General features: G+C 72.4%; 27 protein-coding genes and 1 pseudogene. 20 read left to right on the forward strand and 8 right to left on the reverse strand.

Going from position 1 to position 25,228, the window contains the following annotated elements; genetic code table 11:
- Positions 1-38: 38 nt before the first annotated feature.
- Both Sdia_RS11590 and Sdia_RS11595 read right to left on the reverse strand, forming a co-directional pair.
- The gene (locus Sdia_RS11590; protein ID WP_100453166.1) at positions 39-476 is read right to left on the reverse strand and encodes a hypothetical protein; all 438 of its coding nucleotides are present in this window, start codon (positions 474-476) and stop codon (positions 39-41) included.
- A 32-nt stretch (positions 477-508) separates the two neighbouring features.
- Positions 509-988 carry an ATP-binding protein gene (locus Sdia_RS11595; protein ID WP_229830586.1) on the reverse strand — a complete coding sequence of 160 codons (480 nt, stop codon included), beginning with the start codon at positions 986-988 and terminating at the stop codon, positions 509-511.
- A gap of 124 nt (positions 989-1,112) precedes the next feature.
- Here Sdia_RS11595 and Sdia_RS11600 point away from each other — a divergent pair, with 124 nt between their 5' ends.
- From Sdia_RS11600 to Sdia_RS11620, 5 genes are all read left to right on the forward strand, one after another.
- The gene (locus Sdia_RS11600; RefSeq protein WP_189499982.1) at positions 1,113-1,973 is read left to right on the forward strand and encodes a Sco1979 family transcriptional regulator; all 861 of its coding nucleotides are present in this window, start codon (positions 1,113-1,115) and stop codon (positions 1,971-1,973) included.
- Positions 1,973-2,215 (forward strand): DUF397 domain-containing protein, encoded by a 243-nt coding sequence (locus tag Sdia_RS11605; RefSeq protein WP_003947485.1) that lies wholly within the window; start codon positions 1,973-1,975, stop codon positions 2,213-2,215. Before Sdia_RS11600 ends, Sdia_RS11605 begins: the two co-directional genes overlap by 1 nt.
- 180 nt (positions 2,216-2,395) lie before the next feature.
- Positions 2,396-3,208, forward strand: coding sequence for an SAM-dependent methyltransferase (locus Sdia_RS11610; protein ID WP_100453169.1), 813 nt, complete (start codon positions 2,396-2,398; stop codon positions 3,206-3,208).
- A 475-nt stretch (positions 3,209-3,683) separates the two neighbouring features.
- A complete protein-coding gene (locus tag Sdia_RS11615; RefSeq protein WP_100453170.1) occupies positions 3,684-4,316 on the forward strand; it encodes a nucleoside/nucleotide kinase family protein in 633 nt (210 codons plus the stop codon).
- A gap of 94 nt (positions 4,317-4,410) precedes the next feature.
- Entirely contained in the window at positions 4,411-4,905 is a 495-nt protein-coding gene (locus Sdia_RS11620; protein WP_100453171.1) for a VOC family protein, read from the forward strand.
- On the opposite strand, the gene Sdia_RS11625 is transcribed toward Sdia_RS11620, so the two are convergent.
- The 3 genes from Sdia_RS11625 to Sdia_RS11635 all read right to left on the reverse strand — a co-directional run bounded on the left by Sdia_RS11625 (position 4,854) and on the right by Sdia_RS11635 (position 7,903).
- Positions 4,854-6,266, reverse strand: coding sequence for an MFS transporter (locus tag Sdia_RS11625; RefSeq protein WP_371874263.1), 1,413 nt, complete (start codon positions 6,264-6,266; stop codon positions 4,854-4,856). The two genes, Sdia_RS11620 and Sdia_RS11625, sit on opposite strands and share 52 nt — an antisense overlap.
- A gap of 73 nt (positions 6,267-6,339) precedes the next feature.
- Positions 6,340-6,900 (reverse strand): methylated-DNA--[protein]-cysteine S-methyltransferase, encoded by a 561-nt coding sequence (locus tag Sdia_RS11630; protein ID WP_115068575.1) that lies wholly within the window; start codon positions 6,898-6,900, stop codon positions 6,340-6,342.
- A gap of 67 nt (positions 6,901-6,967) precedes the next feature.
- The gene (locus Sdia_RS11635) at positions 6,968-7,903 is read right to left on the reverse strand and encodes a glycerophosphodiester phosphodiesterase (RefSeq protein WP_115068574.1); all 936 of its coding nucleotides are present in this window, start codon (positions 7,901-7,903) and stop codon (positions 6,968-6,970) included.
- A 372-nt stretch (positions 7,904-8,275) separates the two neighbouring features.
- Here Sdia_RS11635 and Sdia_RS11640 point away from each other — a divergent pair, with 372 nt between their 5' ends.
- The 6 genes from Sdia_RS11640 to aroQ all read left to right on the forward strand — a co-directional run bounded on the left by Sdia_RS11640 (position 8,276) and on the right by aroQ (position 16,070).
- Entirely contained in the window at positions 8,276-9,211 is a 936-nt protein-coding gene (locus Sdia_RS11640; RefSeq protein WP_100453174.1) for an MHYT domain-containing protein, read from the forward strand.
- 39 nt (positions 9,212-9,250) lie between these two features.
- The gene (gene uvrB / locus Sdia_RS11645; RefSeq protein WP_100453175.1) at positions 9,251-11,395 is read left to right on the forward strand and encodes an excinuclease ABC subunit UvrB; all 2,145 of its coding nucleotides are present in this window, start codon (positions 9,251-9,253) and stop codon (positions 11,393-11,395) included.
- A 137-nt stretch (positions 11,396-11,532) separates the two neighbouring features.
- Complete coding sequence (locus Sdia_RS11650) at positions 11,533-12,111, forward strand: TerD family protein (protein ID WP_100453176.1); 579 nt, start codon at positions 11,533-11,535, stop codon at positions 12,109-12,111.
- A gap of 190 nt (positions 12,112-12,301) precedes the next feature.
- Positions 12,302-14,197, forward strand: coding sequence for a TerD family protein (locus Sdia_RS11655; protein WP_189499983.1), 1,896 nt, complete (start codon positions 12,302-12,304; stop codon positions 14,195-14,197).
- Positions 14,198-14,476: 279 nt separating this feature from the next.
- Positions 14,477-15,490: a TerC family protein gene (locus Sdia_RS11660; RefSeq protein ID WP_100453178.1), complete on the forward strand. Its 1,014-nt coding sequence runs from the start codon at positions 14,477-14,479 to the stop codon at positions 15,488-15,490.
- A 106-nt stretch (positions 15,491-15,596) separates the two neighbouring features.
- Positions 15,597-16,070 (forward strand): type II 3-dehydroquinate dehydratase, encoded by a 474-nt coding sequence (gene aroQ / locus Sdia_RS11665; protein WP_100453179.1) that lies wholly within the window; start codon positions 15,597-15,599, stop codon positions 16,068-16,070.
- A gap of 80 nt (positions 16,071-16,150) precedes the next feature.
- On the opposite strand, the pseudogene Sdia_RS11670 reads toward aroQ, so the two are convergent.
- Positions 16,151-16,336 (reverse strand): annotated as a pseudogene (locus tag Sdia_RS11670) (MBL fold metallo-hydrolase); the annotation flags it as partial.
- A gap of 18 nt (positions 16,337-16,354) precedes the next feature.
- Here Sdia_RS11670 and Sdia_RS11675 point away from each other — a divergent pair.
- Positions 16,355-17,869: a recombinase family protein gene (locus Sdia_RS11675; protein ID WP_189499984.1), complete on the forward strand. Its 1,515-nt coding sequence runs from the start codon at positions 16,355-16,357 to the stop codon at positions 17,867-17,869.
- A 78-nt stretch (positions 17,870-17,947) separates the two neighbouring features.
- On the opposite strand, the gene Sdia_RS11680 is transcribed toward Sdia_RS11675, so the two are convergent.
- Positions 17,948-18,538 (reverse strand): helix-turn-helix domain-containing protein, encoded by a 591-nt coding sequence (locus tag Sdia_RS11680; protein ID WP_223123483.1) that lies wholly within the window; start codon positions 18,536-18,538, stop codon positions 17,948-17,950.
- Between the two features lie 215 nt (positions 18,539-18,753).
- Here Sdia_RS11680 and Sdia_RS11685 point away from each other — a divergent pair, with 215 nt between their 5' ends.
- The 4 genes from Sdia_RS11685 to Sdia_RS11700 all read left to right on the forward strand — a co-directional run bounded on the left by Sdia_RS11685 (position 18,754) and on the right by Sdia_RS11700 (position 22,045).
- The gene (locus tag Sdia_RS11685) at positions 18,754-18,894 is read left to right on the forward strand and encodes a hypothetical protein (protein ID WP_189499986.1); all 141 of its coding nucleotides are present in this window, start codon (positions 18,754-18,756) and stop codon (positions 18,892-18,894) included.
- Positions 18,891-19,082: a hypothetical protein gene (locus Sdia_RS11690; protein WP_117350429.1), complete on the forward strand. Its 192-nt coding sequence runs from the start codon at positions 18,891-18,893 to the stop codon at positions 19,080-19,082. Before Sdia_RS11685 ends, Sdia_RS11690 begins: the two co-directional genes overlap by 4 nt.
- A gap of 261 nt (positions 19,083-19,343) precedes the next feature.
- Positions 19,344-20,384 (forward strand): bifunctional DNA primase/polymerase, encoded by a 1,041-nt coding sequence (locus tag Sdia_RS11695; RefSeq protein WP_189499987.1) that lies wholly within the window; start codon positions 19,344-19,346, stop codon positions 20,382-20,384.
- Positions 20,381-22,045, forward strand: a complete 1,665-nt coding sequence (locus Sdia_RS11700; RefSeq protein ID WP_189499988.1) for a DNA primase family protein — start codon at positions 20,381-20,383, stop codon at positions 22,043-22,045. The genes Sdia_RS11695 and Sdia_RS11700 overlap by 4 nt, the downstream gene beginning before the upstream one ends.
- A 445-nt stretch (positions 22,046-22,490) precedes the next feature.
- Here the strand turns inward: Sdia_RS11700 and Sdia_RS11705 are convergent, their stop codons facing one another.
- On the reverse strand, positions 22,491-23,225 hold the full coding sequence (locus tag Sdia_RS11705; RefSeq protein ID WP_189499989.1) for a GntR family transcriptional regulator: 735 nt from the start codon (positions 23,223-23,225) through the stop codon (positions 22,491-22,493).
- A 417-nt stretch (positions 23,226-23,642) separates the two neighbouring features.
- Between Sdia_RS11705 and Sdia_RS11710 the strand changes: the two genes are divergently transcribed.
- The 4 genes from Sdia_RS11710 (at position 23,643) to Sdia_RS11725 (ending at position 25,220) form a co-directional block, all read left to right on the forward strand.
- The gene (locus Sdia_RS11710) at positions 23,643-24,140 is read left to right on the forward strand and encodes a hypothetical protein (RefSeq protein ID WP_189499990.1); all 498 of its coding nucleotides are present in this window, start codon (positions 23,643-23,645) and stop codon (positions 24,138-24,140) included.
- Entirely contained in the window at positions 24,140-24,352 is a 213-nt protein-coding gene (locus Sdia_RS11715) for a hypothetical protein (protein WP_189499991.1), read from the forward strand. The genes Sdia_RS11710 and Sdia_RS11715 overlap by 1 nt, the downstream gene beginning before the upstream one ends.
- Before the next feature lie 263 nt (positions 24,353-24,615).
- On the forward strand, positions 24,616-24,849 hold the full coding sequence (locus Sdia_RS11720) for a hypothetical protein (RefSeq protein WP_189499992.1): 234 nt from the start codon (positions 24,616-24,618) through the stop codon (positions 24,847-24,849).
- Positions 24,850-24,914: 65 nt separating this feature from the next.
- Positions 24,915-25,220: a hypothetical protein gene (locus tag Sdia_RS11725; RefSeq protein WP_189499993.1), complete on the forward strand. Its 306-nt coding sequence runs from the start codon at positions 24,915-24,917 to the stop codon at positions 25,218-25,220.
- Positions 25,221-25,228: the final 8 nt, after the last annotated feature.

Consider the following 25,228-nt stretch of genomic DNA (forward strand, 5'->3'; position numbering starts at 1 on the left):
GGGGCGGGGTGGCCCGCGGTGACGGGCCCTCGTGCGGGTCAGCCCTCGCCGCTCCGGGGCGGCGGGAGGTGGCCGGCGCCGACCGTCCGCGACCAGGCGGGCGTGGTGCCGGTGAGCCGGCAGAGTGCCAGGTACAGCGGGATGGGCGGGGTGTAGGGCGCGTCGCCGTCGGGGCAGTGCAGCAGGATCGGGGCGGCGTCCGTCTCGGGAAGCAGCGCGCCCGGCGAGTAGTACGAGGGCATGGGCCACTCCAGCGCGACGTCCGACCCGGCCGGGACCACCCACCACCACAGCCCCTGGTCGGCGTAGACGCAGCCGACGCGCGGGAGGCGGGTCATGATCCGGTGCGAGAAGTCCTCCGGGATGCCGACCGCGTCGCAGCCCAGCTGGGTGCGCATGCCCGGCGGCAGCTCCAGACGCCGGGGCGGCGGGGGGACGCTCCGCCGGGACCGGGAGAGCCTCGTCAGCGTGTCCATGCTCAGCCGTCGCGATGTGAGTGTCCGCAAGTTCAGGCCCCGCTTCCCAGGTCGTGCGACGGTCGCGCCGGTAGTTCCGCCCAGACGGTCAGTCCCGTGCCGGTCTCCGCCTCCAGGGCTCCCCACGCGGTGGAGAGGGCGGCGACGAGCAGCAGGCCCCGGCCGTGCTCCTCGGCGGGTCTGCCCTCACCGGGGTGCGGCCCGGAGCCGGAGTGCCCCTCGTCCCGTACGGCTATCCGCAGGCACTCGCCCTCGCGCACACTGCGCAACTCGCAGGTGATGCGGCGGCTCGTGGTGTGCACGATCGCGTTGGTCACCAGCTCGGAGACGACCAGGTCGGCCGCCTCGCGAGTGTCGGCGCACACGGGCCAGCCCGCCAGTCGCTCGCGGGTCAGTCTGCGTGCCTCGGAGGCCGAACGCGGGTGGGCCGCCACGTCGAAGCTGCAACAGCGTTCGGTGGCGGCGCCGTGCGGGGGGCGGACGGCGGGAGCTAAGGGGGCGGGCGGAGTCACGACAGCCACTATCGCCGCGCCGCAGACACTTGGCAAGGGTCACTCTGAAAAGTGCACAGTGCAGTGTCCTCCGGTCGATGCGCATGGCACACTGCTCGCTAACAGCTCGTCAGTGGAGGTCGACGTGAGCGAACCGCGGTCCGCACCGACCGTCGGCCAGGTCGTGCTGGGCAGACGCCTGCAGGACCTGCACGAGGGCGCGGGACTGAAGAGGGAGGAGGCGGCGCGCGTACTGCGGGTCGCCCCCGCCACCGTGCGCCGGATGGAGACCGCCGAGGTCGCCCTCAAGATCCCCTACCTGCACCTCCTGCTGAAGGCCTACGGAGTCGGCGACGAGGAGGCGGACGCCTTCATCACCCTCGCCGAGGAGTCGAACCGCCCCGGCTGGTGGCAGCGCTACCACGACATCCTGCCCGGCTGGTTCAGCATGTACGTGAGCCTGGAGGGCGCCGCGACCCTCCTGCGCAGCTACGAACCGCACTTCGTCCCCGGGCTCCTGCAGACCGAGGACTACGCCCGGGCCGTCCTCCTGTCCGGGGCGGTCGGGCAGACCAGCCCCGACGACATCGAACGCCACGTCGCCCTGCGGATGCAGCGGCAGGAGCTGCTGGAGCGCGAGAACGCGCCCCGGCTCTGGGTGGTGATGGACGAGACGGCGCTGCGCAGGCCCGTCGCGGAACCATCCGTGATGCGGGCCCAGGTCGACAGACTGCTGGAAGTGGCCGAGCGGCCGCACGTCACCTTGCAGGTCGCCGAGTTCACGTCCGGCCCCCATCCGGGCACCTACGGGCCCTTCGTCCTCTTCCGGTTCGGCGAACCGGAACTTCCGGACATGGTCTACAGCGAGTACCTGACCGGCGCCGTCTATCTCGACGCCCGCGCCGAGGTGGTCACCTACCTGGAGGTCATGGACCGTATGGCGGCGCACGCCGCGACAGCACATCGCACCAAGGAAATCCTCAAGGATCTCCGCAAGGAGTACTAATGGACCGGTCCCCGATATACAGCGGCATGCCCGCCCGCGAACTCGGTACCTCCGGCTGGCGCAAGCCCTGGAGCGGCGGCAACGGCGGCAACTGCGTGGAGGCCATGCGGCTGGACGACGGGCGCGTCGCGGTGCGCCAGTCCGCCGACCCGGACGGGCCCGCGCTCATCTACACCCACGGTGAGATCAGCGCCTTCATCCAGGGCGCCAAGACCGGCAAGGCCGACTTCCTGATCTCCTGAGCCACCCGCCTCCCGCGCCCAACGGGCCCTCGTGCGCCACCCACCGTCGTGAACCGGCCAGGTGCCCGAGGGCCCTTGCCGTCCCCGGGCCGATCACGTGTACTCAGCTCCTGCGCAACGGACGGACCGGCCGCCGGGCCGCCTTGCGACCCTCCGAACCCTCGTCCTCAGGGAGCGCGCATGACCGGGCAGGAACCGACCTCCGTGTACATCGACACCACGAAGCCGCACCCGGCGCGCATGTACGACTGGTTCCTCGGCGGCAAGGACAACTACCCGGTCGACGAGGAGATGGCCCGCCAGCTCCTCACCCTCGACGCCCGCGGCCGCGACATGGCCAGAACCAACCGGGCGTTCATGCACCGCTCCACACGGTGGCTGGCCGGCCCCGGCGGTATGCGGCAGTACCTCGACATCGGCACCGGCATCCCCACCGAGCCCAACCTCCACCAGATCGCCCAGCAGACCGCCCCCGACTCGCGGGTCGTCTACACCGACAACGACCCGATCGTCCTGCGGCACGCCGAGGCCCTGCTCCGCTCCACCCCCGAGGGCGTCACCGAGTACCTCCAGGCCGACGCCAGGGAACCCCGGAGCATCGTCGAACAGGCCGCCGAGGTCCTCGACTTCTCCCGGCCGGTCGCCCTCTCCCTCAACGCCCTCCTGCACTTCGTCTCCGACGAGGACGGCGCCTACGAGCTGGTCCGCGACCTGGTGGCGCCACTCGCCCCCGGCAGCCACCTCGTCGTCTCGCACGTCGCCTCCGACTTCGACCCCGAGGGCGCCGAGAAGGCCCGACGGCTCTACGCCGAACGCGGCCTGACCCTGGCCCCGCGCACCCGCGAGCAGTTCGGCCGCTTCTTCGACGGCCTCGACCTGGTCGAGCCCGGTGTCGCGCTGGCCGCGGAGTGGCGCCCCGAACTGGGCGAGCGGGTCGAGGTGACCGGTGACGACCCGATCCCCGGCTGGGTCGCGGTGGCCCGCAAGCCCTGACCTCGGCGTACCGCCCCGCGCCGTACGCCATGGCGCGGTCGGGCTCCCCGCCATGGCCAAGCCGCCGCGAAGCGGGCGGGCGGCGCCGGGCGTGGTGCGCCACCGCCCCCCTCGGCGTGCAGCCCCGTCAGAGCGCGTCACCGCCGGCGCCTGGGCGGCCGACCGGTTGTCGCACGGGACGCCGGCGGTCCGGCGCCCCGAACCTGCCCGCCGGGTGGAGGGCCGCCACCGGCGGCACGACCCCGGACCGGTTCCCGGGCCCGTCACCAGGGCCGGCCGAGAGGGCGGAGAGGCCCCGGCCACCACCCCGCCGCCCACCGCCGCGACGGTGCGTGGTGAAGGCCCCCTTCGCGCCGGACGACTTCCCGGCGCACGGGTGACGGGGCCCTCGTCCGGACCGGCCTCCTCGCCGGCCCGGACGCCCGTGGCGAGGGCCGGGCGGGCCGCACCAGGGCCACCGGGGCAGGATGGGAAGGTGCGCTTCGAACCGATCAGCCGGGACCGCCTCGCCGACCTGCTCGCCGCCCGCGTGGACAGCCTGGCCCCCGCCGAGGGCGCCGGCCGCACCAGGGTCGGCCTCGACGCCGCGGCCGCCGCCGACCCCGGGCGGCTCGCCGCCGAACTCGCCGAGCGGCTGCGCGCCCGCGGCCGGCCCGTCCTCACCGTCGACACCCACGGCTTCCTGCGCCCCGCCTCGCTGCGCTACGAGTACGGGCACCACGACCCCGACAGCTACCGCGACAGCTGGTTCGACGAAGGCGCCCTGTGGCGCGAGGTCTTCGGCCCGCTGGAGGACGGCGGCAGCGGCACCGTCCTGCCCGACCTGTGGGACCCCGCCACCGACCGGGCCACCCGCAGCGCCCGCCGCGCCCTGCCCCCGGGCGGTGTCCTGCTGCTGCACGGGCCGATGCTGCTGGGCCGCTGGTTCCCCTTCGACCTCACCGTCCACCTGCACCTGACGCCCGCCGCCCTGCGCCGCCGGACCCCCGCCGGGGAGCAGTGGACCCTGCCCGCCCTCGCGCGCTACGCCGAGGAGGCCGAACCGGCGGCCGGCGCCGACGTCGTGGTCCGCCTGGACGATCCCGCGCGCCCGGCCTGGACCGGCTGACGGGCCGCCGGAGAACCCGCCTGCCGGGCCGGCCGGGCGCGCGGGGCGGGCGATCTCCTTGTGACACCGCCCCCGGCGCCCCAGACTGACCCCCATGACCCCGACCGCCGAACCGTCCACCGCCACACAGCGCCCCCGGCTCGACCACCTGGTCCTGTGGGTGGCCGACCCCGCCGCCTCGGCCGTCTTCTACGAGGACGCGCTCGCCGCCCAGCCGCTGCGCCTCGCCGAGTTCACCGCGGGCGAGGCCCCCTTCCCGTCGGTACGACTCAACGACGAGACCATCCTCGACCTGATGCCCCACACCATGGCCCCGCGCACCGAGGTGTTCCCCGGCGCCCGCACCGGCTCCGGCCACCCCCTGAACCACTTCTGCGTCGCCCTCACCGGCGCGGAGTTCGACGCGCTGGCGACCCGGCTGGAACGGCTCGGCGCACCCGTCTCCGGGACCGGCCGGGGCTCCTTCGGCGCGCGGGGCGCGGCGACCCGCAGCTTCTACTTCGGCGACCCGGACGGGAACGTGATCGAGGCCCGGCACTACGACGAGGAGCCGGGCGCCGGCGACTCCTCCGGGGCGGCCGGGGCCTGAACCTGCTGGGGCAGGCCGTCGCCCGGCTTCGGTGTACCCCGCCCGGCGGGGTACACCCGGGAAGCGGCGGGCGCGGCCTGCTTCCGGCCGCCGCCGGTCAGCGTCGTGTACATCATCAGGCCCGTCAGCGGCAGCAGCAGGGCGGCCGCGAACAGGTTGAGCACGCCGTACCCGGCTCCGGCCATCACCAGCCCGGCCGCGGCGCCGCCGATCCCGGCCGCCGCGTTCATGGTCAGGTCCGACAGGCCCTGGACCGCGGGGCGCGCCGCCTGCGGCACGGCGTCCGTCAGCAGTGCCGACCCCGCCACCAGCCCGGCCGACCAGCCGAGCCCCAGCACGAACAGCCCGGCCGCCGTCCGGCCGTGGCTCTCGCCCGCCGTCCCGGCGAGCAGCGCCGCGAGCCCCAGCAGGGCCACGCAGAGCCCGATCACCGGCAGCCGGCCCCGGTCCGCGAGCCGGCCCATCAGCGGCGAGAACGCGTACATCCCCGCGATGTGCCCGCTGATCACCAGGCCGATCAGTTCGATGCCGACGCCGTGGTGGCCGAGCGCCACCGGGGTCATCGACATCACCGACACCATCACGGTGTGGCTGACCGCGATGGCGGCCAGTGCCAGCCGGGCCCGGGGCGAGGCCCGTACGGCGGCCGCCGCCGCCCGGAAGGAGCGGCCCTTCGGTGCCGGGTCGGCGCCCGGGTCCAGCGCCCGCGCCGTCAGCAGGGGATCGGGTCGCAGCAGCACGGCCACCAGGAGGGCGGCGGCGAGGAAGACGACGCCCGCCCACACGAACGGGCCCGCCGCCTCCGGCACCCCCAGCCCCCGGACGCTGCGCCCGGCCGGAGCGGCCAGGTTGGGGCCGAGCACCGCCCCGATCGTCGTCGCCCAGACCACCAGCGAGATCGCCCTCGCCCGCCGGTCCGGCTCGGCGAGGTCGGCGGCGGTGAACCGGGACTGGAGGTTGGCGCAGGAAGAGGCGCCGAACGCCGCCATGCCCACCAGCAGCAGTACGAAGTGCTCCAGCACCGCGCCCGCCACCACCACCCCGGCGCCGGCCGCGCCGATCAGGTATCCCAGCACCAGCCCCGGTCTGCGGCCGCGCGCCGTCATCAGTGCGGCGAGCGGGACGGAGAGCAGGGCCGTGCCCGCCACCGTGGCGGTCGGCGCGAGCCCCGCCACCGCCTCCGTGCCGCCGACCTGGCGGGCCAGCAGCGGGGAGAGCGCCACCCCGACGGCGACCCCGAGTCCGCCGAGGATCTGCCCGGCCACCAGGACCCCGGTCACCCGGCGCCGCAGGGCTGCCAGTTCCTCGGGGCCCACCGGGTGAGCGGGGCGGGCGGCGGGCGTTGGGAGGGTCGGGCGCACGGGGCCGTCGGGTATGTCCACCGCAGCAGTGTGGCAGCGCGTCCGGCGGCAGGGAACCAGGCTTCGCGCGGGCTCAGAACAGCGGGGCCGGCAACACCCCTTCCAGAGCGAGCAGGCTGCGCTTGGTCTCCAGGCCGCCGCTGAAACCGCCGAGACCGCCGTCGCTCTCCACCACCCGGTGGCAGGGGACCACCACGGGCAGCGGATTGGCGCCCATCGCCATGCCGACGGCCTGCGCCCCGCCCGGCCGGCCGCAGCCCCGCGCCAGCTCGCCGTACCCGGTGACGCTGCCGTACGGCACCGAGGTGGCGAGCCGTCGCAGGGCCTCCTGGGTGAAACCCTCGGTGAGCGACCAGTCGAGGTCGAGGTGGAAGGCGCGGGTCCGGCCGGCGAAGTAGCCCGTCAGTTCCTCGCGCGGCGCCGCCAGCGAGGGCGCGTGCGGCGCCTCGACCGGAGCGGCGCCCAGGTGCGCGGTGAGGCGGTCGAGGGCGCGGCGCAGGGCCGCTCCCCGGGCGTGGAAGGCCACGTGGAGCAGGCCGCGGGCGGTCGCGGCGAGCAGGAGCGGGCCGACCGGGGTGTCGAGCACCGTCCAGTCGGCCCGCCGTGCGGGGATCTCCGGGCAGTCGTCGGTCACGGGCCCACCGTACGGGCGCCCACCGACAGCCCGGGGGCCCGGAGCGGACCGCCGGGGACCGCCCGGGTCAGCCGATCGCGTCCTTCACGACGTCGGGGAAGTTGGTGATGACGCCGTCGACCCCGGCGTCGTTCACCCGGCGTGCGGTGGCGGCGTCGTTGACGGTCCAGGTGTAGACCTCCAGCGGCTTGCCGTGCGGGCCCTTCAGGGCCTGGACGGCATCCACGTAGGAGGCGGTGACGGCCGAGTGGGTGGGGTTGATCTGGTCGGCGAAGGCGGCGTACGCGGGCAGCTCGGCCTGGGCCGGGGTGCCGAGGAACCCGGTCTTCACGTCGGGGCGCAACTGGTGGACGCGGCGGACCGCGTCGGCGCCGAAGCTCTGCACGACCAGGCGGTTCCGCACGTGGCTCCGGTCCAGCCAGCCGGCCCGGCGCAGCGCGGTCAGCGTCTCCCGTTCGATGCCCGGGTACAGCTCGGGCGCCTTCAGCTCCAGCAGGAGGTTCAGCCGCTGGCGGCTCATGCGCTCCAGGAACTGGTCCAGGGTGGGCACCTTGGCGCCCCTGTACCGCGGGCCGAACCAGCTGCCCGCGTCCAGCCGGGTGATCTCCCGGAAGGTGAAGTCCCTGACGTTCCACGGCGAGCGGTCCGGAAAGACCTCCTCGGCGTCGGTGGTGCGGGCGAGCGTCGTGTCGTGCACCACCACCAGGACACCGTCCTTGGTGCGCTGCACGTCGTTCTCGACCCAGCGCACACCCATTTCGCGGGCCTTGTCGATGCCCGCGAGCGTGTTCTCCGGGGCGTAGCCGGAGGCCCCGCGGTGCGCCACCAGCACGGGGCCGCCGCCGGGGCCGGCGACGGGGCGCACCGAGAGACGGGGGCTCGCCGAGGACCCGGAGGATGCCTGGGCGGTGGGGGCGGCGGCGGACGCGGCGCGAGCGGGGACCACGAGCGCGGTGCCTGCCAGCAGCAGAGCGGCCGTGAGGGAGAGGGGGCGAGCGAACACGGGGGGTCTCCTCACTCAAAGTGATCGTTGACCGCTCGAGAGTGACAGTCGGGGGCCAATTGCGGGCAGGTGCGGGATGGCCACACGTTGAACAAAGTGGTGCGTCTCGGTGCGGTGAGGCGATGAAGGTGTGTCGGAGGTGCGTTTCTTTGCCGCAAAATCGGTCGTACGTTCGCTGTGCGTCATACTCTCTGCCGCAAGTGCGCCACGGGTCGCTGCCTGGCGGTACGCGGGGGAACGCGTTCGGCCGGGGGGCTGTGCCGGACTGTCGGGGCCAGGGCGCATGATGGCGCGAACACTTCGCCGGGCAGCCGCCGCGCGAAGTGGTCAGGGACCGGAAGGATCTCCACAGGGGAGGAAAGGCAGACCGGTATGCAGGGGACGGTCGACGGATTCAGCTACGGCCTGGTGACGCCGGTGGCGGCGTACCTCATGGCCTGCCTGGGCGGGGCGCTCGGGCTCCGCTGCACCACGAGGTCGCTGCTGGTGACCCGGACCTGGCGGCCGGGATGGCTCGCGCTGGGGACCGGAGCCATCGGCTCCGGTATATGGACCATGCACTTCATCGCCATGATGGGCTTCTCCGTCACCGGGACCCCGGTCCGCTACGACGTGCCGACGACCTTCGCCAGTCTGGGTGTCGCCATCGTCATGGTCGGAGTAGGGATCTTCGTCGTGGGCTACCGAGGCGCCACCGGCTCCGCCCTGTTCACGGGCGGCACGGTCACCGGTCTGGGCATTGCCTCCATGCACTATCTCGGGATGGCTGGAATGCGTCTCAACGGTAGCCTGGAGTACTCCATTCCGCTCGTGACGCTCTCCGTCCTCATCGCCGTCGCCGCCGCCACGGCCTCCCTCTGGGCCGCCGTCCAGGTCCGCGGATTCCGCTGGAGCGTGGGCGCCTCCGTGCTCATGGGGCTCGGCGTGAGCGGTATGCACTACGTGGGGATGGCCGCCGCCTCCGTCCATCTTCACCCGGTCGCCGACTCCGGGGGTGACCCGCCCGGGCGACTGATCGCCCCGCTCATGATCGGCCCGCTGCTCTTCCTGCTCCTGGCCGGCGTCGTGGTGGTGCTGGACCCGCGCATGGTCAGCGGCGCGGTGGCGCCCGGCCCACCGCCGCCGCCCGGCTACCGCGTCCCCGTCCGCGACAGCTACCGCCTGCCGCCCACCGAGGACCGCCGCGCCGCGTCCCGCCCCCTTCCCGAACGCCCCGGCCACGGCTCCCGCGACCACCGGGCGGCCCGGCCCCCGGCCCGTCCGGCCATCCGGCGCCGAACCGGCCCGCACGCCGGGCAGCGGCGCTGACGCCGACGGTTGTCGGTGGCGGGTCGTACCGTGGATCCCATGCGGCCTGTATCGAAGATCGAACGCACGGTGGCGCCCTTCGAGGTCGTCAGTCCCTACCAGCCCAGCGGCGACCAGCCCGCGGCCATCGCCGACCTGGACCGCCGGGTCCGCGCAGGTGAGCGGGATGTCGTCCTGCTCGGCGCCACCGGTACCGGCAAGTCCGCCACCACGGCCTGGATGATCGAGAAGCTCCAGCGCCCCACCCTGGTGATGGCTCCCAACAAGACCCTGGCCGCCCAGCTCGCCAACGAGTTCCGCGAACTCCTCCCGAACAACGCGGTCGAGTACTTCGTCTCGTACTACGACTACTACCAGCCCGAGGCGTACGTCCCGCAGTCGGACACCTACATCGAGAAGGACTCCTCGATCAACGAGGAGGTCGAGCGGTTGCGGCACTCCGCGACCAACTCCCTGCTCACCCGCCGCGACGTCGTCGTGGTCGCCTCCGTCTCCTGCATCTACGGCCTCGGCACGCCCCAGGAGTACGTGGACCGGATGGTCCCCCTCAAGGTCGGCGAGGAGATCGACCGCGACGCCCTGCTGCGCCGCTTCGTGGAGATCCAGTACACCCGCAACGACCTCGCCTTCACCCGGGGCACCTTCCGCGTCCGCGGCGACACCATCGAGATCTTCCCGGTCTACGAGGAGCTAGCCGTCCGCATCGAGATGTTCGGCGACGAGATCGAGGCGCTCACCACCCTCCACCCGCTCACCGGCGAGATCATCAGCGACGAGCAGCAGCTCTACGTCTTCCCCGCCTCCCACTACGTCGCCGGCCCCGAGCGCATGGAACGCGCGGTCAACGACATCGAGCAGGAGCTCGGCGAGCGGCTCACCGTCCTGGAGAAGCAGGGCAAGCTGCTGGAGGCCCAGCGGCTGCGGATGCGCACCACCTACGACATCGAGATGCTCCGCCAGATCGGCTCGTGCTCCGGCGTGGAGAACTACTCGATGCACTTCGACGGCCGCGAGCCCGGCACCCCGCCGCACACCCTCCTCGACTACTTCCCCGAGGACTTCCTGCTGGTCATCGACGAGTCGCACGTCACCGTCCCGCAGATCGGCGCGATGCACGAGGGTGACGCCTCCCGCAAGCGGACCCTGGTCGACCACGGTTTCCGGCTGCCCTCCGCCCTGGACAACCGGCCACTGAAGTGGGAGGAGTTCCAGGAGCGGGTGGGCCAGACGGTCTACCTCTCCGCCACCCCGGGGAACTACGAGCTGTCCCGCTCCGACGGCTTCGTCGAGCAGATCATCCGCCCGACCGGCCTGGTCGACCCCGAGGTCGTGGTCAAGCCCACCGAGGGCCAGATCGACGACCTGGTGCACGAGATCCGCACCCGCACCGAGAAGGACGAGCGGGTCCTGGTCACCACCCTCACCAAGAAGATGGCCGAGGACCTCACCGACTACTTCCTCGAACTCGGCATCCAGGTCCGCTACCTCCACAGCGACGTCGACACCCTGCGCCGCGTCGAGCTCCTGCGCGAACTGCGGGCCGGCGAGTACGACGTCCTGGTCGGCATCAACCTCCTCCGCGAGGGCCTCGACCTGCCGGAGGTCTCCCTCGTCGCGATCCTCGACGCCGACAAGGAGGGGTTCCTGCGCTCGGGCACCTCCCTGATCCAGACCATCGGCCGCGCCGCGCGCAACGTCTCGGGCCAGGTGCACATGTACGCCGACCGGATCACCCCGGCGATGGAGAAGGCCATCGACGAGACCAACCGGCGGCGCGAGAAGCAGATCGCCTACAACACCGAGCACGGCATCGACCCGCAGCCGCTCCGCAAGAAGATCAACGACATCGTCGCCACCATCGCCCGCGAGGACGTCGACACCGAGGCCCTGCTCGGCACCGGCTACCGCCAGTCCAAGGACGGCAAGGCCAAGGCCCCGGTCCCGGACCTCGGGGGCGGGTACGAGGCCCCGAAGGCGGCCAAGGGCGGCAAGAAGGCCAGGAAGGACGCCGCCGTGCCCACCGACCGGCCGGCGGCCGAGCTGGCGGGGCAGATCGAGGAGATGACCAACCGGATGCGGGCCGCCGCCGCGGACCTCCAGTTCGAGGTCGCCGCCCGGCTGCGTGACGAGGTGGGCGAGATGAAGAAGGAACTGCGGCAGATGAAGGAGGCCGGCCTCGCCTGAGGCGGCCGGCGGACTGTGTTGCAAGAGCGACACAATGCGTGGCCGGGGGGTGCGGGGGCCGGACGTCCCCTGCGTAGGGTGCGACCTGGCGGCCGTCCGGACCGGCGGCCGGGGATTGCGTAGAAGAGGGGACACGCGTGACGGTCAACCTGAACAAGGGCCAGGGCATCAGCCTGGAGAAGAAGGACGGGGGAGTCCTCTCCGCGGTGCGCATGGGGCTCGGCTGGCAGGCGGCCCCCCGTCGCGGACTGTTCGGCAGCCGGACCCGGGAGATCGACCTCGACGCCTCCGCGGTGCTCTTCGCCGACAAGCAGCCGGTCGACGTGGTGTTCTTCCGCCACCTCGTCAGCGACGACGGCTCGGTGCGCCACACCGGTGACAACCTCGTCGGCGGCGCCGGACAGGGTGGCGACGACGAGTCGGTCCTGGTCGACCTCCAGCGGGTCCCGGTCCACATCGACCAGATCGTCTTCACGGTGAACTCCTTCACCGGGCAGACCTTCCAGGAGGTGCAGAACGCCTTCTGCCGCCTGGTGGACGAGACCAACGGCCAGGAGCTGGCCCGCTACACCCTCGACGGCGGCGGCCAGTACACCGCCCAGATCATGGCCAAGGTCCACCGGGCCGACGGCGGCTGGCGGATGACGGCCCTCGGCACCCCGGCCAACGGCCGGACCTTCCAGGACCTGATGCCGTCGATCCTCCCGCACCTCTGATCCCACCGCCGCAGGAGGCGGGCGGAGGCGGCGCCCAGCGAGGGCTCCGCCTCCGCCCGCCACCCGCACCGGCACCGGGCGCACGGAACGACCGAGGCACCACCGCACCGCGGCACCACAGACACCGCGGCACACACCGCACGCCGGGGACCGGTAACGCGCCCGGGGCACAGCAGGGGGACAGGGGACGATGACGGCTGAGCTGGTCCGAGGGCAGAACCAGGCCCTGGCGTGGACCCGGCTGGAGATCGGCGTCGAGGCCGACCGGGCGCTGACGCTGGGCGCGGTGCTCGTCGGCGCGGGGGACACCGCCCTCGGCGGCGCGGAGACGGTCGCCCTGCCCGGCGGCCCGGGCCTGCCCGGCGTCGGCGTACCCGGTCCGCCCGCCACCTCGCACCGCCTCGCCGTCGACCTCGACGCGCTGCCCGCCGACACCACCCGTCTCGATCTCTTCCTCACGCTGCCCGTGGACGCGGGTGCTCCCGCCCGGTTCGGCGCCTTCCCCGCTCCGAGAGCGCTCCTCGTGGGACCCGACGGAGCCGAGGCCGCGCGCTACGAGGTGACCGGCCTCGCCGACGAGACGGCGGTCGTCGCGGTCGAGCTCTACCGCAGGAGAGGCGCCTGGAAGATCCGCGCCGTCGGCCAGGGCTACCAGGGCGGCCTGCCCGCACTCCTCGCCGACCGGGGCATCGACCGCGAGAGTGCCCACCGCCTCGCCGCCACCGCCCGGAGCCTCTCCGCCGCGCCGGCACCCGCGCCGCCCCGCGAGACTCCGGCCCCCGCTCCGGCCGTGCAGGGCTCCGCCCCCGTGCCCTCGCAGGGCTCCGCCCGGGGCCCTGCCGCCTCCGCCGGGCCCGTGGACTACACCCACCCCCGCCGCCGTCCCACCGCCCCGGGGACCTGGCACCCGTACACGACCCCCGCGCGGCCCGCCCCGCCGCCGCCCGCCGGGGCCGCGGCCGAGCCGGTGGCGGGGGACGCCACCGGCTGGAGCATGGAGGAGCGGCTCCACAACCAGGTCTGGGGCATGTTCGAGGACCTGGCGCGCACCGTGGCGGCGTACCGCGGGGCCGTCGAGTTCGCCGAGGACCGCCGCGAGCGGGAGACCGACGCCGCCCTGGACGACCCCCGGGCCCGCGGCGGCCAGAGGGCGGCGGACGCCCGAGCGACGGCCTCCGAGCGGTACGGGACGCTCGTCGCCCGCGCCCAGGAGGCGCTCGACCGTGACCTCGCCCAGCTCACCGCGGAGTCCCGGGTGGTGGAGCCCGCACTGCCCATGGCCCTGGCGGGGTGGGACAGCCCCGTCTGGCACGCGTACCGGCCGCCGGAGCGGCCGCCGCTCGCGGTGCGCCTCGGTGAGCTGCGACTGCCCGAGGCACCGGAGCTGCGCGTCCCGATGCTGGTGCGGCTTCCGCTGGAGCGCGGGCTGTGGATCGACGCCGGGCGGCTCCAGGACGGCGAGGGGGAGTCCCGGCCGGCCGGGCTGCGGGCGCTCGCCGCCGAATCGGCCGCGCTGCTCACCCTGCGGTTGCTTGCGGTGCACCCGCCGGGCGCCCTCACCCCCCACCTGCTCGATCCGGCGGGCTCCGGCACGGCCGCCTTCGCCGGGCAGCGCGACGCCGGGCTGCTCGCACCCGCGCCGGCCGCGGGGGCGGCCGGGGTCGCCGAGGTGCTGGAGCGGCTCACCCGACGGGTCGACCTGGTGCAGATGGCGGTCCGCGGCGGCGCCCACGACGCGCTGCCGCCCGGCCTCGACACCGCCGGGCAACTCCTGGTGGTCCACGACTTCCCGCACGGTTTCGACGACCGGGCCGTCACCCGGCTGCGGTACCTCGCTGACGAGGGCCCGGCCGTCGGCGTCCACCTGCTGCTGGTCGCCGACCGCGAGGACGCCGCCGCGTACGGCCCGCTGCTGGACCCGCTCTGGCGCGGACTGCTGCGGATCACACCGCTGCCCGACGGGTGTCTGGCGGACCCGTGGGTGCGGCACGTCTGGACCTTCGAGCCCGCGGGTGTCCCGGCGGGCAGCCAGGTGCGCGAGGCGGTGACCGCCGCCACGGCGCGGGCCCGTCACGGGCGCCGCTGACACCGCTGGACCCCGTGGGGCCGCAGAGCCGTTGGTGACCTGCGGGTTTGATGATCGTTTAGACCTGTCTTTACCAACCGTTGGCAATTCGCGTAGGCTGCCCGTGCGGAGGGGAGTACTCCTGGCGCGGCGAGCCCGTCAATACGGATCGGTACGGATTTTCCGGCCCGATCCCGGGCCGTCGGTCCGATGACCGTGTGCCTCGCACGGTTCTCGGGTGGAAGAGACCTCCGGCAGCGATGACGCTGAGAGATGCCGTTACGTACTGCCGGAGGCGCAGTGGAAGTTTCTGTGGCCCTGTGGGTCTTCACCATCGTCGGTCTGCTCGTGCTGATCGGCGCGGACTTCTTCATCGGGCGCAAGCCCCATGACGTGTCCATCAAGGAAGCCGGGATCTGGACGATCGTCTGGATCGTCCTCGCCGCCCTGTTCGGGATGGGGCTGTTCCTCTTCGGAGGCGGGCAGCCGGCCGGTGAGTTCTTCGCCGGTTACATCACCGAGAAGTCGTTGAGCGTCGACAACCTCTTCGTCTTCGTGCTGATCATGGCGAAGTTCTCGGTCCCCTCGCAGTACCAGCAAAGGGTGCTGCTGATCGGTGTGCTGATCGCCCTGGTCCTGCGCGCGATCTTCATCGCGGCGGGCGCGGCGATCATCGCCAACTTCTCGTGGGTCTTCTACATCTTCGGCGCGTTCCTGATCTACACCGCCTGGAAGCTCATCCAGGAGGCCAGGGCCGACGAGGACGACGAGGACTGGGAGGAGAACCGCCTGCTGAAGGCGGCCGAGCGGCGCTTCGGCGTGGCCGACCGCTACCACGGCACCAAGCTGTTCATCCAGAAGAACGGCAAGAAGATCATGACGCCGATGCTGGTCGTCATGCTGGCGATCGGCACGACCGACGTCCTCTTCGCCCTCGACTCGATCCCGGCGATCTTCGGCCTGACCCAGGACCCGTACATCGTCTTCACCGCCAACGCCTTCGCGCTGATGGGCCTGCGGCAGCTGTACTTCCTCATCGGTGGTCTGCTCCGCAAGCTGGTCCACCTCAGCTACGGCCTGTCGGTGATCCTCGGGTTCATCGGTGTCAAGCTCGTGCTGCACGCGCTGCACGAGTCGGGCGTCCACGTCCCGGAGATCTCCATCCCGGTCTCGCTGGGCGTGATCTGCGGCGTCCTGGTGGTCACCACGATCACCAGCCTCAGGGCCTCGCGGAAGCAGGCCGAGGCCGCCAGGTCCGGTGCCGTCACCGGTTCCGGCGGCGAGGACGGCGGCCGCGAGGACGCCGGGAGCTGACGGGTGCGGCGGGCCCGGCGGGCCCGCCGTGATACATGTCGGCCCAGGCCGAATGAGCCCGCGTCCCCTCCGGGGGCGCGGGCGCACCCGTTTCCGGAGGACCGCCATGCCCCGCCCCGCCCACACCCTCGCCACCGCGCCGATCATGATCCTCAACGGCCCGAACCTGAACCTGCTGGGGCAGCGGGAGCCGGAGATCTACGGGAGAGAGACGCTCGCCGACGTGGAGCGGCTCTGCGCCGAGGAGGCGGCGGCGCTCGGCGGCACCGTCGACCTGCGGCAGTCCAACCACGAGGGCGTCCTGATCGACTGGATCCACGAGGCGCGCACCGGCGCGGCCGGCCTCGTCGTCAACCCCGCCGCCTACACCCACACCTCCGTGGCCCTGCTCGACGCGCTGAACACCTGCGACGGCCTGCCCGTGATCGAGGTGCACCTCTCCAACGTCCACCGGCGCGAGCAGTTCCGGCACCACAGCTACGTCTCGCTCCGCGCCGACGGCGTCATCGCCGGCTGCGGGGTGCAGGGGTACGGCTTCGCGGTGCGGCGGATCGCGGCGCTGCTGGCCGCCGGGGGCTGAGTCCGGCCCGCGCACGGCCGAGGGGCGGGCCCCGTCGCGGGCCCCGCCCCTCGGCCTCGTACGTCAGCCCGGCCCGACGGTCACCAGCCCCGCTCCCGCCAGAGGGGCAGCTGCGGGCGCTCGGCGCCGAGCGTGGTGTCGCCGCCGTGGCCCGGGTAGACCCAGGTCTCGTCCGGCAGCGGCGCGAAGAGCTTGGTCTCCACGTCGGCCAGCAGGCGGGCGAAGGCCTCCGGGTCCTGGTGGGTGTTGCCCACGCCGCCGGGGAAGCCCTAGGGTTCTCTGTCGTGAACACTAAGACGCTCGCCCGCCGTACCGTCGCTTTCCTCTACGCCCGGATCTCCGAGGACCCGCGCGACCGCCGACGGGGCGTCAACCGGCAGATGAACGACCTGCGGACCTTTGCCGAGGAGAATGAGTGGGAGGTCGGCGGGGAGTACGTCGAAAACGACGTCTCCGCCCACTCGGGTGAGGAACGCCCCGAGTACGACCGGCTGATGGCCGACGCTATCGAGGCCGCGCGCGAGCCGGGTGTCTGTGTCATCGTCGTCGGCTACCACCCATCACGCCTCTGGCGTCGCCGTGTCGAGCGCGCGCAGGCGATCGAGGACCTGCGACTGTCGGGGTGTTGGGTCGCCTTCGAGTCAGGCGGCTCGTTCAACATGGCGAAGGCGTCGGACAGGTCGCAGCTCGCGAACCTTGGCGAGTCCGACACCGCCGAGAGCGAAGTCAAGAGCGAACGAGTGGCTCGGGCCGCCCTCGAACGCGCTCAGGAGGGCCGGGCAAACGGCGCCGTGGCGTACGGGTGGAGGCGCCAGTACGAGTACGACGCCCGCGGCCAGGTCAGCGGATTCCACGACGTTGAAGACCCCGTACAGGCCGAGGTCGTCCGCGACATCGTCACCCGCCTGCTGGCCGGCGCCAGTGTCATCGGCATCACGGCTGACCTGAACGAGCGCGGAGTGCCGGCGCCCGGCGCAGGGATGACCCTCAAACGGCGGGCCGTCGGGCAGAACGCGGACGGGTCACTGTGGAACAAGACGAGCGTGAAGAAGCTCGCGCTGCGACCAGCGAACGTGGGCATCCGCGTGCACCAGGACGTGGAGTACAGGGCGGCGTGGCCGGCGCTCATCACGGACGAGCAGTACGCGCAGCTCCGCAACCTGTTCGCGGAACGGGCTGGGGTGCGGGCGCTGCCGGGAGCGCGGAAACATCTGCTGACGTGGGGCGAAATCGCCACGTGCGGGCCGTGCGGGGCGGTGCTCCGGGTCGCACGGAGGGGGAACGCGAAGCGCGGCAGGAAGCAGTTGACCTACATCTGCGATGCGAAGGGCTGCGTCGGCCGGAACGTGGACGCCCTCAACGGCTACGTGGCGCGCGTGGTTGTGGGGCTGCTGTCGCGGCCCGAGGCGGCCGACGTCTTCCGTGGGGACGACTCGGCGGCCCTGGCGGCTCTGGAGCGCGCGGAGGGGTTGAAGGCGCGCCAGGAGGCGGCGGCGGACGACTACGCGGACGGGGTCATTACCCGTGACCAACTGCGGCGTATTACGGGGAAGTTGGCGAAGCAGATCACGGACGCACAGGCCGAGGCGCGCCGGTTGCGGCCGGCCTTCGACCTCGACGCGTTCGACGGCCTCGTGGGGCCCCGGTCGGCGGAGACGTGGGAGGCGCTTGAGGTGCCGCAGCAGCGGCGGGTCCTGGACGGCCTGGGGCTGCGGTTGAAGGTGAACCCGGTGGCGCGACGCGGTCCGGGGTTCGATGAGTCCACCGTCGCTCTCCGATGGGCGCGAACGGAGGGCTGAGCCTGCCACAGGCGCGGACGTGGCCCCCGGGGTGTCCTGGGGGCCACGTTGTCGTTCTGGTCGGGGTCAGAGGGTTGCTCAGTCGTCGTGGTAACCGTGCTGGTCAACCTCGACCGGCTCGCCGGTGGCGACTTCGCGCAATTTCCCGTCTTGGCCGCGCTGGTAGTACCCGCGGCCTCCGGAGTCCTCGAAATGCGCTGCCCTGCTCGCTGGGGACCGGTCGTAACTCCGGATGCCGCGGGGCCGGGCGTAGCGCTGGAAGTCGGTGGTGGCGGTCCCGTCGTCACCTTCGGGGACGGCGAGTGGGCGTCGACCCTCGGCCCATGCCCACGCGATCGTTGCGTCCACCGTGCCCGTGCCGGTTAGGTCGATGCTCCCTGATCCCTGGTGGGGGAGCAGCAGGGCGTTCGGGTTCACGCCGAGTGCCGCAGCGAGGGCGGTCAGGTCATCGACATCGATACGCCGGACGTTCCTCGGCGGCTCGGCGCCGGCCTCGGGGGTTCGTCCGTTCTCGATCTTATTGAGGGCGTCGGCGCTGAGACTGTGCCCGCGCCGCTTGAGGTCGGCTGAGAGCGCGCGGAGGCTGAGCCCCCGCGCCTCGCGCAGCCTGCGGAGATTGTCCGCGACGGCCCGGGAGGTCGGGCCGAGATCCATGGGTCCTGTCGCCATAACCGCGACAGTAGCTGTCGAGATTTTCGAGACGCGTGTGCGTGTTGTTGCGACAGATCGAGATCGCCGGTAGTGTCGCGGTCGTTACGACACTTACCGGTCCTACCGAGTGAGGTGTCTCGATTACGTCGACAGGGGTCTCGGAAATGTCGCACCTCCCCACGCCTCAGGCACTCCGGTCCGGCGAGTGGATGACGCCCCGCCAGGTGTCGGCGGTGACCCACTACGCCCTCCAGACGCTCGCGAACAACCGCAACCTCGGGATCGGCCTGCCGTACGTCAAGCTCCCGACCGGCCGCATCTGGTACCGGCGCGTGGACGTCGATGCCCTGATCAGCGGGGCGGCCGCCGCGTGAACACCGACCCGGACGGCTGGTGCACACCGGCCGCAGGCCAGGACGTCGAGGCGTTCATCGCCGAGTTCGTCGCGTGTCGGCCCCCGCTCACCGGAGCGGAGATCGCCGAGCTGCGCACCGTCTTCCGTCCCGCCGTGGCCGAGGCCGCGCGCCGGGCGGTCCTTGAGGCGAGCACCGATGCTGCCTAACCGCCTCCAGACATGCGAAAGGCCCGGTTCCCTCTCACAGTCACCGGGCCTCTCCAAGCACTCAACAGGAGCGCCTTCTATGCGCCACACCCTAGCGGGCCCCGTGGCCCGCGCCAAGGAACCGGGCTGGTTTTGGGCCGCCGGTAGGAACACCGCTCGACCCGTCTGCGTAGGGCGAGGGTCGAGCGGCCTCCTCGTAACGGAGACCAGCATGCCGTACCCGATCGACGTTCGCCCCGCGGCCGAGGCGGGGGGCGCCCAGTGACGCCTTCGACCCGCAGTGTTGCCCGCTGGTGTGCTGCCCAGGGGTGGGCCGTTCACCCGCTCTCCCCGGGGACCAAGCTGCCGCCGGCGAACTGCCGCCGCTGCTCTCGGCCTACCCCGACACGCCCGAACCCGCAGTACATCGAGCATGAGACGACGGACTGCCGGTGCATCGAGACGGGGGGGCATTGCCACGGCGTGCGCGCTGCCACGACGGACCCGGCTCGTATCGACCGGTGGTGGTCGGCTAATCCCGGTTTCGGGGTCGGGGTCGCGTGTGGCGCGTCCGGTCTCGTGATCCTGGACGTGGACGACCACGCGAACGCGGACCGCCCGGCGAACGGGGAATACCTCCCCGGTGTCGAGCTGCACGACTCCACCGGGGAGGGGGCCTTCCGGAGCGGCTGGGACACAATCGCCGCCTTGTGCGAGGCGAGGAACGCGTCGCTCCCGTGGCTGGACCCGCCAACTCTTACCGTCCTCACCGCCGGCGGCGGGCTCCAGGCGTGGTTCCGCGTGACCGAACCAGAGCAATGGCGCCCCGGTGCCGGGCGCCTCGGGTGGCAACTGGACCTCCGGGCAGGCCGCTCGTACGGCATCGCTCCGGGCACCGTCATGGCCTCCGGGGCGTACCAAGCCCTCGGGGAATGCCGGACCGTGGCCCCCCTGCCCTCCTGGCTCGAAGCCGACCTCCGGCGCACCGGGCACTACCGGAAGCCGGAGCCTTCCCGCCAACGGCCGACCGCCCGGCAGCTCCTCGCCACCATCCAGCGGCCGAAGGGCGGGGCGTATGTGGAGGCAGCCGTCCGGGCCGAGGTCGAGCAGGTGGCTGGCGCCGCGACCGGCACCAGGAACGCCACCCTCTACAGCGCGGCCCGCGCCCTCGGTCGCTTTATCCCGACCGGGCAGCTCTCCGAGTCCGAAGTCGAAGCGTGCCTTTTGGCGGCCGGGGCGACGGCGGGTCTGTACGACGCGGAAATGCGTTCCGCCATTCGATCCGGCGTCCGCGCAGGGATCAACAAGGGGGCGGCGGCATGAGCGACAACACGACCGATGCTGAGCGCGGTCTCCGCCTCCTGGCCCTTCTGGACAGCCAGCCGCAGCCAGCCGAAGCCGAGGAGCCGGAGCCCCAGCCGGAGCCCGAGCCGGAGGAGATCCCGACGCAGCGAGCCGAGGAGGAGGCCCCCGCGCGGCGCCGCAAGGGCAAGGCGCAGGGTCGAGGCACCGTGCAAGGCTCGGTTGCTACGTCGGACGCGTTCATCGTGGAGCAGGTGGTAACCGACTGCCTGGAGGGCCGGTTCTGCTGGTCGCCGCACCTCGGTTGGATGCAGTGGAACGACAAGGTGTGGGTCTCAGCGGACGACACGACCGTCCGTGAGGACGTCAGGTTGTACCTCGCCGAGTGGGTCGTCGGGCAGCTCGCCAAGCCGACTGCCGGCGTCGGTCCCGACGACCTGGTACGCCTCCTCGGCAAGGGGCGGATCTCTGGACTCACCGATCTCTCCCGCGGATTGCTCCTCGTGAACGGCGACCAGTTCGACAAGGACCCGGACCTCCTCACCGTGGAAAACGGCGTGGTGGACCTCCGGAACAGCACCCTCCTGCCCCACGACCCGAACCGGTACCTCACCCGGTACGTGCCCACCCGGTTCGTCCCGAAGGCGAGCCACGCGGACATGGACATGGTGCTGTCGGCCGTCGCGCCGGACGTCGGCTCGTGGCTCCAGGTTCGCCTCGGGCAGGGCATCACGGGACACGTCCCCGACGACGACGTGATGCTCCTCCTCCACGGCGGCGGGAAGAACGGAAAGTCGAGCCTGGTCGACGGCTTGGCCCTTGCCCTCGGCGGCCGGACCGACACGGGCGCCATGACCTTCTTGGACGACAGCGTCCTGTCCGGGGACCGGGACGCCAAGGAGGAGCGTATGGCGCTCAAGGGCGCTCGCCTCGCCTTCGCCGAGGAGCTGCCCGAAGGCCGGCGCCTGAACGTGGTCCAGCTCAAGAAGGCAGTGGGCACGGCCCTTATGAAGGCCCGGCACCTATACCAGCGCGAGGTCCAGTGGGAGACCAGCCACACGCTGATCATCACCACGAACTACCGCCCCACCGTCTCCGAGACCGATCACGGTACGTGGCGCAGGCTCGCCCTCGTGCCGTTCCCCTACACCTTCGTCCGGGGTGAGCCTACGGAGGACTACGAGCGGAAGGGCGACAGCGGCCTGAAGCGCCGTCTGGGGGGACGGGAGCAGCGAGAGGCCATGCTCGCCTGGCTGATCGAAGGCGCGCGCCGCTGGTATACGGCCGACCGGACCATGCCCGAGCACCCGGCAGACGTCCGCGAGGCCACCCGGAAATGGCGAGCCGAGTCGGACGTAGTGATGCGGTACTGGGGCGAGCGCCTGGTGGCGGACCGCGACGCGCACGTCATGTCCAAGGAGCTGATGGAGGACCTGAACCGTTTCCTGGGCGAGCTCAAGCAGCAGTCGTGGAGCCAGAAGACGGCCGCAGACCGGTTCGGCTCCCACGAGGAGACCAAGGGCAACAAGGTCACCAAGGCCCTGATCCGGCGCCGCACGGGTCTGTCCCGTCCGACGTCGACGGACATCGGCGGGTGGAGCAGCGCCCGGCCTGAGCCACCCGCGCGTTACCACGCGTGGCAGGGTGTCCGGTTCGTCACGGACGCCGATCTAAATTCCTGATCAACCTCACACCTCCCGACCCCCGGCGGCCCGCTCGTCCGGGGGTCGGGTGTTTTCCGAGGCGGAGGAAACAGGTGGGGTGGCACGGGTGGCATGGCACCCTGGAAACTTCGGCCCCCCTATGCGTAAGGGGGAGTTTCCAAGCACCCGTGCCACCCGTGCCACCCCGCCTGAACTGGGGACCTTTCTCGGATGACCGGCCAGTCCTAGCCGCGTCTGGAGCCGAACGGGACGGAGGGCCGGCGTCCTCGCCGACACCTGGCCTGCCGCCAGTTGAGCAGCAGAACGCCCCGCCTCCCGAGCTACGGGGGAGCGGGGCGTCGTTTCTTGCTCGGGGCCTGTCAGTCGACGATGTCGAGCGTTACCCGGTGGTGCAGCGGGGGAGTGCGGATGCAGCGGAGGCTCGGCGCCACCGACAGCGCCGAGCCTCCGTTGTTCTGATCGATCAGTTCCCAGTGCCGTTCAGCGAAGTCGACCAGCGGAGGATCGTCGAACCGCCGGCGACCTTGACGGCCACCTCCACGACACGCCCGTCCGTGAGGGTCACGGTTCGAACCACCTGCGTTACGACCACGTCACCTGCTGTAAGGCCCAGGGCCGTTTTCTCGGCTTCCGTGGCGAGACGGGACGTCACCTCCTCCAGCACCTGGTCCTGAGCCGTCCCCAGACGCTCGGCGGCCAGCTCCCGCGATCCGCCGGTGGACACCGGCTCGCTCAGCTCAGGTGTCACCGCGATCACGTATGCGGGGTAGTACGAGCTGCTGAGGTGCACCGGTGCACCGTTACGACTGACCAGGCGCCGGCGTACATGGACCGGAGTGCCCGGTGTCACGTCGAGGCGAGGTGCGACCAGGTCGTCTGCCCCGATGGTGCCAACCTCCAGGATGTGAGAGGTCTCGCCGCCGCCCAGAGCTCGGCCCGTGGCCTCGTGCATCGCCACGCGGGCCCCGATGTTGCTGCTGCTCACCCCCGCGACAACCGTTCCTACGCCAGGCCTCGGCAAGGTGAGCCCCTCCATCTTCAGCCGCTTGAATGCGCGGTTCGCCGTGGTGTGGGCTACCCCGAACTTGTCGCACACCTGGCGCAGCGACGGCAACGTGTCGCCCGGTCGTAGCTCTCCGCTTTCGATCTGGCGCCGATAGTGCGCGGCGATCTCTGCGTAGCCGGGTGTCTCGGGCATATCACCCTCCTTGTCTCCTCGGTTTGAGCTGCACCTCCTTGTGCGGCGGTACACCACGAGGCTAGCTCACGAAGGACTTTAGCGCTACTGGTAGCGCTGAGGTGGGTTGGTGGTCTACATTGGTCGTGCACCACCCGGCGTATAGCTGTGGAGGTGAAGGGTCCCGGGACAGATCGGGGCGAGCGGCCGGGCCTTGTCGATCCCGGACGGTGGGTCACCAGACCTGCAACCGGCAGCACGCTGCCGTAACTGGTGACGGAGCCCCGATAGGAAAGGCCGCGTTCGCGCTGGTCAGACCGGTTCGATTCCGGTCCGGGGCACGGACGCCGTACGCACCGCGTACATGCGTCGCACAGCGCGGCCGGGAGCTACCACTCCCCGGCCGCGCTCGTACCACTGCACCAGGAGGAGACCCGTATGCGCATCACCCCTCGTTCCGCCGCTCGCCGTGTCGGCCGCGCCCTGCGCGTCGCCCGTGAAGCGGTCCGGTCGGTCGTCGCTCCCGGCGCCCTGGTCCAGGAGCAGCAGCCGGAGACCGCGCCGGACCCGGCGGACGTGTTCGGCCCGGACGAGATGCCGACGCCTGAGGAGATCGAGCGGGCCGTTGCCGACTACGCCGCGGCCTGCGAGGAGACCCGCGCTGCCGAGCGAGCCAAGCGCCGCGCGAAGAAGCTGGCCGGTCGCCTGCCCGCCGGGCGGTACGGCCGCTGGCAGGTTGCCCGGGTGCCCTCGTCCCGGCAGACGCCCGACCTGGAGGCCATCCGCGCCACGTACGCCCGGCTCGGCCTCGGCGACGTCCCCATGCGCGCCTGCGCCCCGTCCCTGCGGGTGACCGAGGCGGAGGCGAACGCGGAGGGCACCAGCACCACCAAGGTGCCCGCCGAGACGCCGCGGCTGGAGCTCGCCGCCGCCTGATGACCCGCCACACCGACCTGGCCGGCGCCCGCTTCGTCGGGGAGCTGGTCACGCTGGAGCCCGCCCGCCTCCCCATGGGGGAGCCGGTCCGGGTCACCCCGCTCCCGGGCGGCCGGTTCCACCTCGCGTGGGACCCCGCCCAGACCACCACCCACGTGCTGGAGACCGCGTGCCGCCTGGTCCTCGCCAGACAGCACCGGCCCCCGGCCTGACACACACGACGGCCCCCGGGGGCGCTACCACGCCGTAGTCCCGGGGGCCGTCATCGCATCCGATCTCCACCAGGAGGAATGCATGATCGACCGTATCAGCGTCGGCCCCCTCAGCACCGACCCGAGCGACTCGGACCCCCCCATGGACGAGGCCCTGCGCCGTGTCCGCCAGGGGCGGTGACCGCGATGACCGACGCCGAGCGCGAAGAGCTGAGCCGCAAGCTCGCCGAGCAGAACGAGCGCAGCCGGAACGGGAGCGGGAAGTGACCCGGTCGCGGCGGCCGCGGCCGTTCACGCTGCCCCTCGCCGCCGAGCTGCACTACGACCCGGACCGGCCCGCCGCGCCGCCCGTCCTCGCCCTGTGGGGCGGGGCGTTCGCCGTGGACCTGGACCTGACCCGCCCAGAGGAGATCGACCGGGCCGCCGCCGAGCTGGAGGCCCTGGCCGCTCGGCTCCGCTGGCTCCGGCAGCTCGCCGCGGCCACGTCCTCGTCCTGACCACTGTCCTCTCGCTGGCCCCGCCCACGGGCGGGGCCAGCGGCCTGACCACGAAGGGCTCCCTCATGACCAAGCACACCGCCGCCCAGCTCGCCGCGCTCCTCGCCGCGGTCGGCATCGGCTGCTCGCTCGCCACCACCCTCGCCGACGCCGACCTACACCCCCTGGTCGTCGTCGCCTGCACCGCCGCCGTGTTCTCCGCGGTCCTGAGCCTGGCACTCGACCTGGTCGCGCGACTGGCCACCCGCACCTTCCGCTGCCCGCGCTGCGCCTTCACCGTCCGCGCCCAGCACACCGACGCGGGCGAGTCCCGCCGGTGGCAGGAGATCGCCGCCGACCACCCCCGCCACCTTGGCGACTCCCGCGCCTGACCCACCAG

The organism is Streptomyces diastaticus subsp. diastaticus (genome assembly GCF_011170125.1).
Lineage (GTDB): Bacteria > Actinomycetota > Actinomycetes > Streptomycetales > Streptomycetaceae > Streptomyces > Streptomyces diastaticus.